The sequence below is a fragment of the Xylophilus ampelinus genome, from assembly GCF_003217575.1.
Taxonomy (GTDB): Bacteria; Pseudomonadota; Gammaproteobacteria; order Burkholderiales; family Burkholderiaceae_C; genus Xylophilus; species Xylophilus ampelinus.
On record NZ_QJTC01000009.1, the window covers coordinates 41,945 to 57,292 of the forward strand.

Sequence of the window (15,348 nt, forward strand, 5' to 3'; positions counted from 1 at the left end):
TGTTTGGCGTAGCAACAGGTTCCTATCGGCCGTACACGGCAGGCGATCCAATCAGCAGCAGCCTTAAAAGGCTTAGAAACTTCCACCGTTCCTACACCGTCCCGTCGTCCAACTCCCCCCGCGCCAGATGCGCGTCGTCGGCCCAGCCCACCAGGCTGAGCCCGTCCGGCGTCCACAGCAGCCGGTTGATCGCCGCGTTGCCCACCTTCCACGTGCGGGGCGCCTGCAGCTCCTGGCGGGTGGCGGCGCGGTAGAGCACGTCGAGCACGCCGCCGTGGCCGACCACGACCACCTGCTCGCCGGGGTGGCGGGCGGCGATCGCATGCACCGTCTCGACCACCCGCTCGCGGAACACGATCAGCGATTCGCCGGTGCCGCCGGGCACGAAGGCCGGCTCGCGGGTGCGCCAGCGGCGGGCGTCGTCGGGCAGGGTGGCGTGGATCTCGTCGAAGGTCAGGCCCTCGAAGCTGCCGAAGGCGCGCTCCCGCAGGCCGGTGCGGGCCTGCACCGGCAGGCCTTGCGATTGGGCGACGTGCTCGGCGGTGCGGTGGGCGCGCAGCAGGTCGCTGGCGTAGACGGCGGCGATCGGCTCGTCGGCCAGGGCCTCGGCCAGGCGCGCGGCCTGCCATTCGCCGGTGTCGTTCAGGGGAATGTCGATCTGGCCCTGGATGCGGGTGTCGACGTTCCAGGCAGTCTCGCCGTGGCGGATGGCAATGATGCGGGTGGCGTGCATAGAGGCGGGCTGCTGCGCCGCCGGGGGTGGCGTCGCATCCGGCAGGCGGTGCGCCTCAGGATAGCAGCCGGCCCGGGTTTTCTGCGCCGGCGATCGGCCCGAAGGTGACCGGCGTGCGACTCGGCCGATGCGGCGCTTTGCGCCGGCCGGCCGGTCAGCCGGTCAGCGCGGAATCTCGACGTTGACCCGGCGCACGCCCAACGGCGCGTGGGGGAAGCCGTGCAGCGCCGAGTCGAACATCACCGCCAGCACCTGCGCGTCGGCGGGCTGCAGGCTGTCGTGGTCGGCATGGGTTTCGTAGACCACGGTGCCGCTGGAGAGGTCGCGCACCAGCAGGTTGATCTGCTGCCGGTACAGGATGCGGTCGGGGAAGCCCCATCCGCCGCCGTAGCCGTAGCCGCCGAACCCGCCGTAGCCGTAGCGCCGGCCGTAGAAGCCGCCGCCGTAGCCCCATCCCGGGCCGCTGCGCCACGGGTCGTAGCTGATCTCGCGCCGGGCGCTCAGGCCGACCTGGACGCTGTACTTCGGGTTGGCCTCGTCCTGCCTCAGGCCCACCCGCTCCAGCGCGCCGGCGGCGATCTGTTCCAGCGGCGTCTGCTGGGCGGCGCCGGCCAGTTGCTGCGAGGGCAGGCGCTCGAACCGGTAGGTGGCACCGGCCGGAATGGTGGCGACGGTGGAGAACGCCTGAACGTCGGTATCGACCAGGCGGGCGGTGGAGCAGCCCGCCAGCGCGGCGGCGGCGAGGAGGGCGAGTACGACGGAGATGCGCGGCATGGAAAGCCTCCCGATGGGTGTCAGATCTGCACGATGCTCAGGCTGGCGGGCCGGGCGGGCGCGAAGGTTTCGGGATCGAAGGCATTGTCGCCGTCCTCGCTGGCGATGCCGGTCGCTTTCAGACCTTTGAAGTCGTGCAAGGTTCCGTCGAGCAGGTGCGAGGGCGCGACGTTCTGCAGCGCGCCGAACATGCTCTCGATGCGTCCGGGAAACTTCTTCTCCCATTCGCGCAGCATCTCGGCGACCTGCTTGCGCTGCAGGTTCTCCTGGCTGCCGCACAGGGTGCAGGGGATCAGCGGGAACTGCCGGTGCGCGGCCCAGCGCACAAGGTCCTTCTCGGCCACGTAGGCCAGGGGCCGGATCACGATGTGCTTGCCGTCGTCGCTCACCAGCTTGGGCGGCATGCTCTTCAACTTGCCGCCGAAGAACATGTTGAGGAAGAAGGTCTGCAGCATGTCGTCGCGGTGGTGGCCCAGCGCGATCTTGGTGGCGCCCAGTTCGTCGGCCACCCGGTACAGGATGCCGCGACGCAGCCGGCTGCACAGGCCGCAGGTGGTCTTGCCCCCGGGGATGACGCGCTTGACGATGCTGTAGGTGTCCTGGTTCTCGATGTGGAAGGGCACGCCGGTCTTGGCCAGGTATTCGGGCAGCACATGCTCCGGAAAACCCGGCTGCTTCTGGTCGAGGTTGACCGCGACGATGTCGAACCGGATCGGCGCGCGGGCCTTGAGCTTCAGGAGGAGGTCGAGCATCGCGTAGCTGTCCTTGCCGCCCGACATGCAGACCATGACCTTGTCGCCTTCCTCGACCATGTTGTAGTCGACGATGGCACGGCCCATCTCGCGGCAGAGGCGCTTCTCGAGCTTGTGGGTTTCGCGCTCGATCTTGAAATCGTGCGAGGCGGGGGCCGCGAGGGTGGCGGCGGAAGGGGTGTCTTCGTGGGTCCAGACGGCGCTCATGCGGCCTCCGAGGGGGTGGGTGCGAGATGCAGCCAGTGCAGGTCGGGGAAGCGCGCGAAGTCGGCATCGAAGCTGACCAGGCGCAGATGGGCGGCGGATGCGAATGCAGCGAGGTAGGCGTCCGTCCACATCCTGGCAGGCCAGCGCAGGGTATCGGTCCAGCACGCCAGCAGCGCGTCGAGACCGGTGGGCTCGGCTTCCATTGCGACGCCGGGCTGTGCCAGCACCTGCTGCCCGGCGAGCCACACGCTGCGGATGTCGAGCGCCCGGTCGCGCATCGCCGCGGGCTGGCTCAGGATGCGCAGCATGCCCAGGTGCGTCGTTCGGCAGAAGCGCAGGCGCCGTCCGGAGGCCGCACGCCAGTAGGCGGCAGCGGCGGCATGGTGTGGATGGTCGGGCGCACCCAGGGCCACCCATACGTTGACGTCGGGCAGGTCGCCCAGGGTCAGTACGCTCACCGTTGGCCGCGCATCAGTGCCAGGGAACGGGCGTCCTCTTCGGCCGTGGCCAGTTCCATGAGGCCGGCGTTGCTCAGCAATTCGGCTGGAACGGGAAAAGGCTGGCCGGTGGCGGGAATCAACACCGGAAACGGTGCGCGCTCCGTCGGCTCTGCAGGCGTCGGCTCGGACAGCCCACGCTGCACCAGCCGGATCACCAAGTCCTTGAGCGAGGTGCCGTCGAGTGCCGCGCGGGCCTTGAGCATACGGAACAGGGGATCGGGAAGGTCGAGGGTGGTTCTCATGCCGACATTTTAGTGCGGATATGTTTTTGTGTGAATGTGACAGATCGGCTTACCACTGCCCCGTCTCCACCCGGATCGCCACCTCGCAGTCGTCGAAGATCTCCAGCTTTGCGATCTTCACCCGCACGCCGAGCACGCCCGGCAGCTGCATCAGCCGCAGCGACACCTTGCCGATCAGGCTCTCCAGCAGGTTGACGTGTACCGCGGTGCACTCGTCGATGACGATCTTGCGTACCTTGCGGTAGTCCAGCACTTGCAGGATTTCGTCGTCGTGCGGCAGCAGGTCCTGCGTGCCCAGGTTGAGTTCGGCATCGACCCGGATCGGCTGCGGCACGGTCTTCTCCTGCTCCAGGATGCCCAGCTTGGCGTCGAAGCGCAGGCCGGTGAGGGTGAGGATCTGGGTGCCTTTGGTGGTGGACATGGGTGACAAGCCTTAAAAAAAACGGAGGCAGAAACGGGGCGGTATTTTTTCCGAGGGTGCCGCGGATCCGGCTCCGCCGGTCCGCCAGCACCGCCCCCGGAAGGGGGTTGGCGAAGACACGCAGTGCGCAGCCTGGGGGAGAGCTACATCAAGCTGAAATCGCGCTCGAACTTCATCAGGTGCTGGCCGCCGTCGACCAGCAGGGTGGTACCGGTGATCGAGCGGTTCTCCAGCGCGAATTTCACCGTCGCCACCACGTCCTCGGCCGAGGACGAGCGCCCGAGCGGCGACAGCCGGTGCAGGGCGGCGAACTTGTCGTCGCTGAGCATGTGGCTGGCGAGCGTCAGGCCCGGCGCCACGCCCACCACCCGCAGCACCGGGGCCAGCGCCTGGGCGAGCAGGGTGTTGGCGGCTTCCAGCGCGGCCTTCGACAGGGTGTAGCTCAAAAAATCGGGGTTGGGGTTCCACAGCTTCTGGTCGAGCAGGTTGACCACCACGCCGTCCCCCGGCGCCGATCCGCGCGTCTGCAAATGCGCGTGCAGCGCTTGGGCCAGCAGGATCGGCGCGGCGGTGTTGCAGCGCAGGTGCCGCTCCAGCGCGTCGAAGCCGAAGCTCCGCGCATCGTCGTGCTCGAAGAGCGATGCGTTGTTGACCACCGCGTCCAGACCGCCGAAGTGCGCGACCACCCGCGGCACCAGGCCGCGCACCGCCGCCTCGTCCTGCAAATCCGCATGAAAAAGGGCTGCGGCCGGCGGATGGCGCCGGCATTCAGCTATAGTTTCGATAGCGTCCACCTCGGAGTGCCGATAGTGCACCGCCACCTGCCAGCCGCTGGCTGCCAGGGCCAGCGCGATTTCGCGGCCCAGGCGCCGGCTCGCGCCGGTGACGAGCACGGTGCGTGCGGCGGGCGAAGGGTCTGTGGGGGCGGGCAGCACGGGGGGACAATCCGGGGATGACGACGAGACCCGAGAGTTTATCGACCGGCCCCGCGGCCGACGCCGCCGACCACCGCGATGCGCTGCACGCCACCATCGCCGACGCGATCGCCCGGGCCGGCGGCTGGATCGGCTTTGACCGCTTCATGGCGCTGGCGCTCTACGCGCCGGGCCTGGGCTACTACGACCGGGCCGGCCCCAAGTTCGGCACCATGCCCCGCTCGGGCAGCGATTTCGTCACCGCGCCCGAGCTGTCACCGCTCTTCGGCCGCGCCCTGGCCGCCCAGGTGGCCGAGGCGCTGGCCGCCACCGGCACCGACGAGGTCTGGGAGTTCGGCGCCGGCTCCGGCGCGCTGGCCGCCCAGTTGCTCGACGCGCTCCGAGCGCGGTGCGTGGCGCTGCGCCGCTATGTGATCGTCGACCTGTCGGGCAGCCTGCGCGCCCGCCAGCAGGCCCGGCTGGCCGGCTGGGGCGACACGGTGCAGTGGCTGCATGCGCTGCCCGAGAAATTCGCGGGCGTAGTGGTCGGCAACGAGGTGCTCGACGCGATGCCGGTCCAGCTGCTGGCCCGCCACGGCGGGCAGGCCGGCGGCACCTGGCACGAGCGCGGCGTGGTGCTGGCGCCCGAGGGCGGCTTTGCTTGGCAGGACCGGGCGACCGAGCTGCGCCCGCCGGTCGAGATCGCAGGCCCGCAGGACTATCTGACCGAGATTCAACCCCAGGGCCAGGCCTTCGTCCGCACCCTGGCCGACCGGCTGGAGCGTGGCGCCGCCTTCCTGCTCGACTACGGCTTTCCCGAGGCCGAGTACTACCACCCCCAGCGCCACATGGGCACCGTGATGTGCCACCGCGCCCACCGGGCCGACGGCGATCCGCTGGCCGACGTGGGCGACAAGGACATCACCGCCCACGTCGACTTCACCGGCATCGCCGTCGCCGCGCAGGAGGCCGGGCTGGAGGTGCTGGGCTACACCACGCAGGCCCGCTTCCTCTACAACTGCGGCCTGGGCCCGCTGCTCGACGCCGCCCCGCCGGCCGAGCGCGCGGCCGCGACCAAGCTGGTCAACGAGCACGAGATGGGCGAGTTCTTCAAGGTGCTGGCCCTGGGCGCCGGCACCGCCTGGGAGCCCATGGGATTCGCGCGGGGCGACCGGACGCACCGGCTGTAGCGTTCCGGTCGCTCGCAGGTCGGCACGCCGCAGCATGGCGCCCGCCCGCCCGCCCGCCCGCCCGCCCGCCCGCCCGTCGGTCGGTCGGTCGGTTTCTGCATTAGCAAGCGCGGAAACAGCGTTTTGCAAAAGCCGCGGTGCTTCATACATTGAACGCATGTCCGCTGTGCTCACTCCCTCGCCCGTCGTGGCTCCGGCGTCTCTCGATATCCGGCCTTTGCCCGGCGCCCTGGGCGCCGAGGTGCTGGGGCTGGACCTGTCGCGTCCGCTGCCAGAGGCCGATTTCCACCGCATCCACCAGGCCCACCTCGACCACCATGTGCTGGTGTTCCGCGACCAGCGCATCTCGCCGGCCGAGCAGGTGGACTTCAGCAGGCGCTTCGGCCCGCTGCAGATCCATGTGCTGAAGAACTTTCAGCTGGCGGGCCATCCCGAGATCCTGATCGTCTCCAACATCCTCAACGACGCCGGCCAGCCGCTCGGCCTGGGCGATGCGGGCCACTATTGGCACTCCGACCTGTCGTACAAGGACAAGCCCAGCCTGGGTTCGCTGCTGCATGCGCAGGAGTTGCCGAGCGAAGGCGGCGACACGCTGTTTGCCGACCAGCACGCCGCCTACGACGCGCTGCCCGAGGACCTCAAGGCGCGCATCGCGCCCCTGCAGGCCGAGCACAGCTATCTGGCCAAGTACGAGGAGCTGCGGGCCAGGAGCCCCTGGCGGCCGAAGCTGACGCAGGCGCAGATCGACGAGGTGGCGCCCGCCGTCCATCCGGTGGTGCGCACCCATCCGGAGACGGGGCGCAAGGCGCTGTTCGTCAGCGAGCATTTCACGACGCGCATCCTGGGGCTGCCCGAGGACGAGAGCCGGGCGTTGCTCGACGAGCTGTTCGCGCACAGCGTGCAGCCGTACTTCTTGTACCGGCACGTCTGGCGGCCGCACGACATGGTGTTCTGGGACAACCGGTCGGTGATGCACCTGGCCGCAGGAACGCCGGACCATCTGCGGCGCAAGCTCTACCGCACCACCGTCGAAGGCGACCGCCCCTTTTGAAGCGGGGCATTCGCCTGCTGCGCAGGCCGATCTCGCGTCTGCGGTCCTCACCGTACGGGAGTACGGCTCCGGTCCTCGGCGCGATCTAGGCCCGCTCGCTACGGCGACTGCCCCACTTCAAGCCCCTGCGCGGGGACTCGCTTCGCATCGGGGCGGCTCGCTGCGCATCGCCTTTTGTTTTTCCGACGCGCTTTCATTGCGTCGGCGCTTCGGCTTTTCTACTCATCCATCAGAGAGCACCATGACCACACTGCACCGTCGCCGATTCGCCCGCAAGGCGGCCTCCGTTCTCACTGCCGCGGGCCTGCTGGCCGCGGGGCTGGGCGTATCGACCGCGGTGCGGGCCGAGGGGCAGTTGCGGATCGCGGAGCAGTTCGGGATCGTGTATTTGCTGCTCAACGTGGCGCAGGACCAGAAGCTGATCGAGAAGCACGGCAAGGCGGCGGGGGTGGACATCAAGGTCGAATTTTTGAAGCTCTCGGGCGGCTCGGCCGTCAACGATGCGCTGCTGTCGGGCAGCATCGACCTGGCGGGCGCGGGCGTGGGGCCGCTGTTCACGCTGTGGGACCGCACCAAGGGCCGGCAGAACGTCAAGGGCGTGGCCTCGCTCGGCAACTTTCCGTACTACCTGGTCAGCAACAATCCCGCGGTGAAGACGATCGCCGACTTCACCGACAAGGACCGCATCGCGGTGCCGGCCGTCGGCGTGTCGGTGCAGTCGCGGGTGCTGCAGTTCGCCTCGGCCAAGCTGTGGGGCGACAAGGCGTTCGCGAAGCTCGACAAGATCAGCGTCGCGGTGCCGCACCCGGATGCGGCCGCCGCGATCATCAAGGGCGGCACCGAGATCACCGGCCACTTCGGCAACCCGCCGTTCCAGGAGCAGGAACTGGCCGGCAACCCGAATGCCAAGATCGTGCTCAAGTCCTACGACGTGCTGGGCGGCCCCGCCTCGGCCACGGTGCTCTACGCGACCGAGAAATTCCGCGCCGAGAACCCGAAGACCTACAAGGCCTTCCTCGACGCCCTCGACGAGGCTGCGAAATTCATCGCCGCCCACCCGGACAAGGCGGCCGACACCTACCTGAAGGTGACCGGCGCCAAGACCGACCGGGCGCTGCTGCTGCAGATCATCCGCAACCCCGAGGTGCAGTTCAAGATCCAACCGGAGAACACGCTGGCGCTCGGCCAGTTCATGCACCGGGTGGGCGCGATCAGGAACGCGCCTACCGACCTGAAGGACTATTTCTTCGACGATGCGGCCACCGCGGGCGGCAACTGAGATGGCGCAGAAAGCCCTGCTGCGCGTCGAAGATGTCAGCATCGACTATCGCACCCGCCAGCGGGTGGTGCGGGCCACGCACCGCGTCGGCTTCGAGGTGCACGAGGCCGACCGCTTCGTGCTGCTGGGGGCGTCGGGCTGCGGCAAGTCGACGCTGCTCAAGTCGATCGCCGGCTTCATCCCGCCGGCCGAGGGCCGCATCGTGCTGGGCGGCACGCCGGTCGCCCGGCCCGGCCCCGACCGGGTGGTGGTGTTCCAGGAGTTCGACCAGCTGCCGCCCTGGAAGACGGTGCGCGAGAACGTCATGTTCCCGCTGCTCGCCTCGCGCCGGGTGAACCGCCGCGAGGCGGCCGAGCGGGCCGCGCTCTACCTCGACAAGGTGGGCCTGTCGAAGTTCGCCGACGTGCATCCGCACCAGCTCTCGGGCGGCATGAAGCAGCGGGTGGCGATCGCCCGCGCGCTGGCGATGCAGCCGCGGGTGCTGCTGATGGACGAGCCGTTCGCCGCGCTGGATGCGCTCACCCGCCGCCGCATGCAGGAAGAGCTGCTGGGCCTGTGGGACGAGTTCCGCTTCACCCTGATCTTCGTCACCCATTCGATCGAAGAGGCGCTGGTGGTGGGCAACCGCATCGCGATCCTGTCGCCGCACCCGGGCCGGCTGCGGGCCGAGCTCAACAGCCACCAGTTCGGGCTGCACAGCCTGGGCGGCGTGGAGTTCCAGGCGACCGCGCAGCGCATCCAACGGTTGCTGTTCGACGAGCCGGCCGCCGGTGCCGACGGCCCCGCCGCGCGCCCGGGCTCGGTCGATGCCGACGCCGAGGCGCTGTCGCGCCACGGTCGCCCTGGCGATGCCGCCCCCTAAATCCGCCCGGCCGGGCAGCCGCCTTTCCAGATCGCCATATGAACGCCTTCGTGTCCCCCGAGCCGCTGGACGTGGACCCCGCCGGTCCTGCGGTGCGCAGCGGCCGCGTGCCGCCGGTGCGCCCCGAGATCGACCGCGCGCTGGAGCCGCTGACCTGCATCGCACAGCCGCAGCCGCAGCCGCAGCTGCTGCCGCTGGCCGCGCGCGTCTGGCAGCAGGCCTGGCTGCGCAAGCTGGTCATCCTGGCCGCGCTGGCGGTGGTGTGGGAAATCGCCGCGCGCTGGCAGGACAACGACCTGCTGCTGCCCACCTTTTTGCAGACGGCCCGTGCGTTGGTCGAGGGCCTGGGCACCGGCGAGCTGCTGGAGAAGACGCGCATCTCGCTGGTGGTGCTGCTCAAGGGCTACCTGGCGGGCATCGCCGGCGCCTTCCTGCTGACCACGCTGGCCGTCTCGACCAGGTTCGGCCGCGACCTGCTCTCCACGCTGACCGCCATGTTCAACCCGCTGCCCGCGATCGCGCTGCTGCCGCTGGCGCTGCTCTGGTTCGGCCTGGGCCAGGGAAGCCTGGTGTTCGTGCTCATCCATTCGGTGCTGTGGCCGCTGGCGCTCGCGACCTACGCCGGCTTCCAGGGCGTGCCCGAGACCTTGCGCATGGCCGGCCGCAACTACGGCCTGACCGGCATCCGCTACGTGCTGCAGATCCTGGTGCCGGCCGCCCTGCCGTCGATCTTGTCGGGCCTGAAGATCGGCTGGGCCTTCGCCTGGCGCACGCTGATCGCGGCCGAGCTGGTGTTCGGCGCCTCGTCGGGCAAGGGCGGCCTGGGCTGGTACATCTTCCAGAACCGCAACGAGCTCTACACCGACAAGGTCTTCGCCGGCCTGGCGATGGTGATCCTGATCGGCCTGCTGGTCGAGGGCCTGGGCTTCCGCACGCTGGAGCGGGCGACGGTGCAGCGTTGGGGGCAGGCGCGGTAGGCTCGCAGAGCAGCGAGGCCGCACGACCTCGCATCGGCGGCGGACCCAGAGACTTGGCCGCGGCACTCCAGCCCGGCCCAGCGAATCGCCGACGCCGGCCACCGTTCGGGAGAAGTACTTCGCTTTGGCCGCGAAATATTCGCCTCCAAAAATCAGGATGCATTACCGGCAGGCATCCTCGGACTTCCTAACCACTCAAAGCGATCGAAATCATGGACGATTTTTCTAAATTCGACATAGACAAATATCGCCGCCTCGCAGAACCGACGAACAACCCAGGCGATCCTCATCCATCGACAGAGCGCAGTGAACGTTCCGCCAGATTTTTCCCCCTACAACTCTCGATGGAGGGCCTGCCCCCCAGGCGCGAGTCGCCCGGCCGAACGGATGGCGCAGCAGATACGATGCACCCACACGCACCTGTATCGATATTAAAAAAGCGATACGCCTACGAATATAAGAAACTGATCGAAATTATCCCTCGATACGGCCGCGGAGAAAGCCTTGCTTCTTTGCGAAAAATTTTCCCCGAGGTCGGTACTTTTTTAACGGGCGATGGGCGTATCTGCGAAAAGAAGCAGGTCGTAAATTTAATCCGCAGTCTCAAAGAGAAAGAAATCGACTATATTGCATATCATGTAGCAGAACGGATCGCAAGAAATCCCGATGATAAATACCGAAAACTCATGCGTCAGGCGCTTGAAGTGATTATCGGAAGAGAAGTGGAATTAAAACCAAAACAACCAGAAGACATAGTGGTAGACACATCAAGTGAAAAAAAAGATATGATTGACGGCGTTTTAAAAATACTTCCCAGATATGCAAAAGGAGAAAGTATGACTTCTTTGAGAAAGGATTTTCCTAATATCACTACCTATTTGTTAAATAGTAGGCGTAGCGACGCCAACGGAGCGAAATGCTTGTTGTCTCAATTTACAACAGAACAACGAAGGGAATTTGATCGGGCCGTTGAGTCCCGTGCGAAAAAAATTTCATCCTGGAGAACGATAAAAAGTTATTTTCAGAATAATCCCAAAGAGTTCATGGAGATTTCAAAGAATTTCAGCGACAGATCGCTCGATATTCAAGAAATATGTGAAATTGGCAGTATACCTAAAGCTTCTTTTTTCAAAATGGTTGACCAAGATAACGGGAATCTCCGCCGGCTTGGAAAGGAAGTTATTGAAGGGTTCAACGAATCCCTTCAGGCGGCCATTCGCGCGAATTTCAAGCTTCGCTTCCAAGAAACACCCGTACCCGCCGACAGGCCCCATCGGTCCGTTCAGCAGGCAGGCAGCTTGCCGTACGAATCGTTGGTTTCGGGTGTCGATGCGCACGCGAAAAGCATGGGTTACGCGACGCAGCCCGCCACGCCGCAATATCCGGCCCGGAGCCATGATTCCATTTTCGGCGGACTGTCGTCGCTGAACGAGGGCGTGTACCGCGAATATGACATCGATACCCCCGGCGAAGTCGAGCAACCGTGGCGCACGGCCACGCCGGTGGCGCATGAAACCGAGCCCGCCACGCCGCAATACCCGGCCCGGAGCCATGATTCCATTTTCGGCGGACTGTCGTCGCTGAACGAGGGCGTGTACCGCGAATATGACCTGAATACCCCCGGCGAAGTCGAGCAACCGTGGCGCACGGCCACGCCGGTGGCGCATGAAACCGAGCCCGCCACGCCGCAATACCCGGCCCGTAGCCATGATTCCATTTTCGGCGGACTGTCGTCGCTGAACGAGGGCGTGTACCGCGAATATGACATCGATACCCCCGGCGAAGTCGAGCAACCATGGCGCACGGCCACGCCGGTGGCGACTCCCGAGAGAATCGTGGTCGACGATCTGCCCTCGCCTCAGATCGCTGAAAGTACCGGCCTTGGAGGGTTGACGGCCCATTCCTACCTGGGAGACGAGCATTTGTTCGCCTACACCAATGCCCTCGCCCTGCAACTGGACGGGCGGCCCAATGCCGAGTTACTCAACTTCGCCGACCCGGCGCAGGTCGCCCTGCTGGTCTCCGAGGATCGCAGACAGAGGCGAGATGTACTGCGCCGTCTCGCCGGCAGCGGCACCCCTCCCATTGTTTTTCTGCCGATCAACGATACGAACAGACATTGGTCGCTGCTCGTCATCGACCGGCGTACCAACCAAGCCTTCCACTACGATTCCCTGGTGCAACCCGGGCATGCCCAGCATGCCACCGGAACGTACCAATACGCATTGGCCCGCAAGGCGGCCACGGCCATGGGCATCGATGGGCCTGTCAGCGGCATGCCGATCGCACAACAACGGGATGGCCATTCCTGCGGTGACCATGTGCTCCATGGAATCGAGGTGTTGGCGCACCGGGTGGTCGATGGCACGTTTCAAGAGCCGGGCGGTCTGGACCTGAGCGATATCCAGCCGGACCGTGGCCGCATCGCCGACGTCGTTGCCGGCACCGGGCAATTCCGTGCGGACAGCGGTGCCGAGGAAAGGGCCGAGTCGACGGTCACCGAAAATAAGCGACGCAGGTTGGGGAGGTTCTAGAGCGTGTCATGCACTTCGACGTCCCCGCGAAAACCGGGCAGAGGCCCGGCGGCCGCGTTGCGCAGGCACGGCGTGTCCAGGCAGGGCCGCGGTCGCTGGTGGTGATTCCCCCCCCGGGGCAGGACAGCGACAATCTCGCCTGCCATGATCCGCCTCTACGTCGCCGTCTTCCTCGTCCTCATCCTGCTGAGCTGGGCCGCGCCCTGGCTCAAGCGCTTCGGGCTGGGGCGGCTGCCGGGCGATCTGCGATTCCGGCTTTTCGGGCGAGAGTGGGACGTGCCGGTGGCCAGCACGCTGCTGATCGGTGTCATCGCGGGCGGGGTCGCCAAGTTCGTCTAGCCGAATCTGCTTACAGCCCGGGCCCGCCCGCGCTCCTAGTGCGGAACACACTCTACACTGGGCCGAACCGGCGCCACCCCGAGCGCGCCGCCCACCAGACGAGGACGATCTGCCCATGCGCGCGTGTGTCGATATCGGAGGAACCAAACTCGCCGTGAGTCTGGCGCGGCCCGGCTCGCAGACCCTGCTGCACCGCCGCGCGGAGCCCACCGCCAAGGAGGGCACGTCCGATGCCGTGGTCACGCAGATCCTGCGGCTGCTGGGCGATGCATGCGCCGAGGCGGGCATCGAGATGGCGGCGATCGACGGCGTCGGCGTGTCGTCGGCCGGCCCGTTCCTGATGCGCGACGGCTGCGTCGAAGTCTCCACTCCCAACATCTGCGGCGGCCTGGCCGGCGCCGACCAGGGCACGCCCAACGACTGGATCGCCTTTCCGCTGGAGGCGCCGCTGCGCGCGCGCTTCGGCCCGCGGGTGCCGGTGCGGGTCGAGAACGACTGCGTCGCCGCGCTGGAGGCCGAACGCCGCTGGGGCGCGCTGCGGGGCGTGGCCGACTGCGCCTACGTCACCTGGAGCACCGGCATCGGCATGGGCTTCTGCGTCGACGGCCGGGTGTTGCGCGGCAAGAACGGCAACGCCGGCCACGGCGGCCACACCTTTTCCAGTGGCGGCTACGAAGGCCCGACCTGCGGCTGCGGCAACGTGGGCGACATCGAATCGCTGGTCTCCGGCACCGCGATGTCGCGCCGCTTCACCCCCGAGGGCTTCCACGACGCCGCGACCCTGCTCGACGCCGCCCGCCGGGGCATGCCCGAGGCCGCGGCCATCGTCGACGAACTGTGTCGCATCCTGGGCCGCGCGCTGTTCAACGCCGTGGCGCTGATGGACCTGCAGAAGATCAGCCTGGGCGGCAGCGTGTTCTGGCACCACCGCGACCATTTGCTGCCCCGTCTGCAGGCCGAACTGGCATCGCATCTGCCGGCCTTGACGCAGGGCGTGGAACTGGCGCCGGCCGGGCTGCAGGACAAGGTGGGGGATTACGCGGCGCTGGCGTTGCTGGAGTAGAGGAATACAGCCGGAATACAGCCGTCGTCGCAGGTCGGTTTTCCTCTATCGATTTTGTAGCAAAGGCGCGGGGGCGTCGCCGTCCGCGCCAGGAATCAGCGCGAACGCTCCAGCGCCCCCAGGAAGGTCCGCCGCCACCAGTGCACGTCGTGCTCCCGGATACCGTGCAACAGCTTCTGGTGCCGGTCGCGGCGCTCGTCCAGCGGCATCTGCAGCGCGCGCTGGATCACCTCGGCGGTGCCGTGCGCGTCGTAGGGATTGACCAGCAGCGCGTCCTTCATCTGCTCGGCGGCGCCGGCGAAGCGCGACAGCACCAGCACGCCCGGATCGGCCGGATCCTGGGCGGCGACGTATTCCTTGGCGACCAGGTTCATGCCGTCGCGCAGCGGCGTCACCAAGCCGACCGCGGCCGCGCGGCAGATGCCGGGGATGCGCTTGCGGGCGACGGTGCGGTGGATGTAGCGGATCGGCATCCAGTCGAGTTCGCCGTAGTCGCCGTTGATCGCGCCGCAGAGGCCCTCCAGCTCGACGCGGATGTCGTTGTACGCATCGACGCTCTCGCGGGTGGGCGAGGCGATCTGGATCAGCACCGCGCTGTCGCGGTTCTCCGGGTAGTGGGCCAGCAGCTCGCGGAAGGCCCGCACCCGGTGCGGTATGCCCTTGGAATAGTCGAGCCGGTCGACGCCGATCAAGAGGCGTCGGCGGGCGTATTCCTCGCGCATCCGGTCGTAGGTGTCCCGGGCTTCCTTGGCATGGGTGAGGGCGGCGAACTCGTCCACGTCGATGCCGATCGGGAAGGCCTGCGCCCGGATCGTGCTGCCGAAGGCGCGGAACATGTGGTCGCCCAGCACCTCGGCGCCCAGCTCGCTCTCGACATAGCGCGAGAAGTGGGTCGCGTCGGCCTCGCTCTGCAGGCCGACCACGTCGTAGGAGAACAGCGAGCGCATCAGCCACTCGTGCTGCGGGATCGCGGCCAGGATCAGCTGCGGCGGCAGCGGGATATGCAGGAAAAAACCTATCTTCTGCCTGCAGCCCATGGCACGCAGTTCGGCGGCCAAGGGGATCAGGTGGTAGTCGTGCACCCAGATGGTGTCGTCTTCCTTCAGGAGCGACATCAGCTTGCGGGCGAAGAGCTGGTTGACCCGGCGGTAGCCGGCGATGTGGTTCGCATCGAAATGCGCCAGATCGAGCCGGTAATGGAAAACCGGCCAGAGCACGCCGTTGCTGTAGCCCAGGTAGTAGTTGTCGTGGTCTTCGCGGCACAGGTCGACCGTGGCCAGCGTCACCGCGCCGGCCTGCTGGCGGTGCAGCTCGCCCTCGCCCGGCGTGCCGCCTTCGACGATGTTGCCGCTCCAGCCGAGCCACATGCCGCCGGTGCGGTTGAGGGCCTCGCCCAGCGCCACCGCCAGCCCGCCGGCCGCGGCCTTGCGCGGATCGGCCAGCCGGTTCGAGACGACGACCAGCCGACTCATTGGAACGCTCCCCGGTGCGCCTGCGGCGCCTGCCCCCA

General features: G+C 67.3%; 16 protein-coding genes. 8 read left to right on the top strand and 8 right to left on the bottom strand.

Annotation, left to right across the window (positions count from 1 at the left end):
- Nucleotides 1–91: 91 nt before the first annotated feature.
- The 7 genes from DFQ15_RS07710 to DFQ15_RS07740 all read right to left on the bottom strand — a co-directional run bounded on the left by DFQ15_RS07710 (nt 92) and on the right by DFQ15_RS07740 (nt 4,564).
- On the bottom strand, nt 92–733 hold the full coding sequence (locus DFQ15_RS07710; RefSeq protein WP_110465421.1) for a histidine phosphatase family protein: 642 nt from the start codon (nt 731–733) through the stop codon (nt 92–94).
- A 162-nt stretch (nt 734–895) separates the two neighbouring features.
- Entirely contained in the window at nt 896–1,507 is a 612-nt protein-coding gene (locus DFQ15_RS07715) for a DUF4136 domain-containing protein (protein ID WP_110465422.1), read from the bottom strand.
- Between the two features lie 20 nt (nt 1,508–1,527).
- Entirely contained in the window at nt 1,528–2,466 is a 939-nt protein-coding gene (gene ttcA / locus DFQ15_RS07720; protein WP_110465423.1) for a tRNA 2-thiocytidine(32) synthetase TtcA, read from the bottom strand.
- Nucleotides 2,463–2,924 carry a TA system VapC family ribonuclease toxin gene (locus tag DFQ15_RS07725; RefSeq protein ID WP_199399836.1) on the bottom strand — a complete coding sequence of 154 codons (462 nt, stop codon included), beginning with the start codon at nt 2,922–2,924 and terminating at the stop codon, nt 2,463–2,465. The genes ttcA and DFQ15_RS07725 overlap by 4 nt, the downstream gene beginning before the upstream one ends.
- Nucleotides 2,921–3,208 carry a hypothetical protein gene (locus DFQ15_RS07730; RefSeq protein ID WP_146228674.1) on the bottom strand — a complete coding sequence of 96 codons (288 nt, stop codon included), beginning with the start codon at nt 3,206–3,208 and terminating at the stop codon, nt 2,921–2,923. The genes DFQ15_RS07725 and DFQ15_RS07730 overlap by 4 nt, the downstream gene beginning before the upstream one ends.
- 49 nt (nt 3,209–3,257) lie before the next feature.
- Nucleotides 3,258–3,629, bottom strand: coding sequence for a dihydroneopterin aldolase (locus DFQ15_RS07735; RefSeq protein ID WP_110465425.1), 372 nt, complete (start codon nt 3,627–3,629; stop codon nt 3,258–3,260).
- A 143-nt stretch (nt 3,630–3,772) separates the two neighbouring features.
- On the bottom strand, nt 3,773–4,564 hold the full coding sequence (locus tag DFQ15_RS07740) for an SDR family oxidoreductase (protein ID WP_233504342.1): 792 nt from the start codon (nt 4,562–4,564) through the stop codon (nt 3,773–3,775).
- A gap of 17 nt (nt 4,565–4,581) precedes the next feature.
- On the opposite strand from DFQ15_RS07740, the gene DFQ15_RS07745 reads away from it, so the two are divergent.
- From DFQ15_RS07745 to DFQ15_RS07780, 8 genes are all read left to right on the top strand, one after another.
- A complete protein-coding gene (locus DFQ15_RS07745) occupies nt 4,582–5,733 on the top strand; it encodes a class I SAM-dependent methyltransferase (protein ID WP_110465426.1) in 1,152 nt (383 codons plus the stop codon).
- A gap of 157 nt (nt 5,734–5,890) precedes the next feature.
- The gene (locus DFQ15_RS07750) at nt 5,891–6,784 is read left to right on the top strand and encodes a TauD/TfdA dioxygenase family protein (RefSeq protein ID WP_110465427.1); all 894 of its coding nucleotides are present in this window, start codon (nt 5,891–5,893) and stop codon (nt 6,782–6,784) included.
- A 241-nt stretch (nt 6,785–7,025) separates the two neighbouring features.
- Nucleotides 7,026–8,063, top strand: coding sequence for an ABC transporter substrate-binding protein (locus tag DFQ15_RS07755; RefSeq protein ID WP_110465428.1), 1,038 nt, complete (start codon nt 7,026–7,028; stop codon nt 8,061–8,063).
- A gap of 1 nt (nt 8,064) precedes the next feature.
- On the top strand, nt 8,065–8,925 hold the full coding sequence (locus DFQ15_RS07760) for an ABC transporter ATP-binding protein (protein WP_233504343.1): 861 nt from the start codon (nt 8,065–8,067) through the stop codon (nt 8,923–8,925).
- Nucleotides 8,926–8,963: 38 nt separating this feature from the next.
- Nucleotides 8,964–9,902: an ABC transporter permease gene (locus DFQ15_RS07765; protein ID WP_110465430.1), complete on the top strand. Its 939-nt coding sequence runs from the start codon at nt 8,964–8,966 to the stop codon at nt 9,900–9,902.
- Nucleotides 9,903–10,114: 212 nt separating this feature from the next.
- Nucleotides 10,115–12,436, top strand: a complete 2,322-nt coding sequence (locus DFQ15_RS07770) for a Ulp1 family isopeptidase (RefSeq protein WP_110465431.1) — start codon at nt 10,115–10,117, stop codon at nt 12,434–12,436.
- Between the two features lie 144 nt (nt 12,437–12,580).
- Nucleotides 12,581–12,775, top strand: a complete 195-nt coding sequence (locus DFQ15_RS07775; RefSeq protein WP_110465432.1) for a DUF2905 domain-containing protein — start codon at nt 12,581–12,583, stop codon at nt 12,773–12,775.
- A gap of 115 nt (nt 12,776–12,890) precedes the next feature.
- Complete coding sequence (locus DFQ15_RS07780; RefSeq protein WP_110465433.1) at nt 12,891–13,838, top strand: ROK family protein; 948 nt, start codon at nt 12,891–12,893, stop codon at nt 13,836–13,838.
- A 95-nt stretch (nt 13,839–13,933) separates the two neighbouring features.
- Here the strand turns inward: DFQ15_RS07780 and otsA are convergent, their stop codons facing one another.
- Complete coding sequence (gene otsA, locus DFQ15_RS07785; protein ID WP_110465434.1) at nt 13,934–15,310, bottom strand: alpha,alpha-trehalose-phosphate synthase (UDP-forming); 1,377 nt, start codon at nt 15,308–15,310, stop codon at nt 13,934–13,936.
- Between the last annotated feature and the right edge of the window lie 38 nt (nt 15,311–15,348).

What these genes read in the sequence shown, in the direction of transcription:
- DFQ15_RS07710 (WP_110465421.1), bottom strand. Translation starts at nt 733, where the DNA reads ATGCACGCCACCCGCATCATTGCCATCCGCCACGGCGAGACTGCCTGG.
- DFQ15_RS07715 (WP_110465422.1), bottom strand. Translation starts at nt 1,507, where the DNA reads ATGCCGCGCATCTCCGTCGTACTCGCCCTCCTCGCCGCCGCCGCGCTG.
- ttcA (WP_110465423.1), bottom strand. Translation starts at nt 2,466, where the DNA reads ATGAGCGCCGTCTGGACCCACGAAGACACCCCTTCCGCCGCCACCCTC.
- DFQ15_RS07730 (WP_146228674.1), bottom strand. Translation starts at nt 3,208, where the DNA reads ATGAGAACCACCCTCGACCTTCCCGATCCCCTGTTCCGTATGCTCAAG.
- DFQ15_RS07735 (WP_110465425.1), bottom strand. Translation starts at nt 3,629, where the DNA reads ATGTCCACCACCAAAGGCACCCAGATCCTCACCCTCACCGGCCTGCGC.
- DFQ15_RS07745 (WP_110465426.1), top strand. Translation starts at nt 4,582, where the DNA reads ATGACGACGAGACCCGAGAGTTTATCGACCGGCCCCGCGGCCGACGCC.
- DFQ15_RS07750 (WP_110465427.1), top strand. Translation starts at nt 5,891, where the DNA reads ATGTCCGCTGTGCTCACTCCCTCGCCCGTCGTGGCTCCGGCGTCTCTC.
- DFQ15_RS07755 (WP_110465428.1), top strand. Translation starts at nt 7,026, where the DNA reads ATGACCACACTGCACCGTCGCCGATTCGCCCGCAAGGCGGCCTCCGTT.
- DFQ15_RS07760 (WP_233504343.1), top strand. Translation starts at nt 8,065, where the DNA reads ATGGCGCAGAAAGCCCTGCTGCGCGTCGAAGATGTCAGCATCGACTAT.
- DFQ15_RS07765 (WP_110465430.1), top strand. Translation starts at nt 8,964, where the DNA reads ATGAACGCCTTCGTGTCCCCCGAGCCGCTGGACGTGGACCCCGCCGGT.
- DFQ15_RS07770 (WP_110465431.1), top strand. Translation starts at nt 10,115, where the DNA reads ATGGACGATTTTTCTAAATTCGACATAGACAAATATCGCCGCCTCGCA.
- DFQ15_RS07775 (WP_110465432.1), top strand. Translation starts at nt 12,581, where the DNA reads ATGATCCGCCTCTACGTCGCCGTCTTCCTCGTCCTCATCCTGCTGAGC.
- DFQ15_RS07780 (WP_110465433.1), top strand. Translation starts at nt 12,891, where the DNA reads ATGCGCGCGTGTGTCGATATCGGAGGAACCAAACTCGCCGTGAGTCTG.
- otsA (WP_110465434.1), bottom strand. Translation starts at nt 15,310, where the DNA reads ATGAGTCGGCTGGTCGTCGTCTCGAACCGGCTGGCCGATCCGCGCAAG.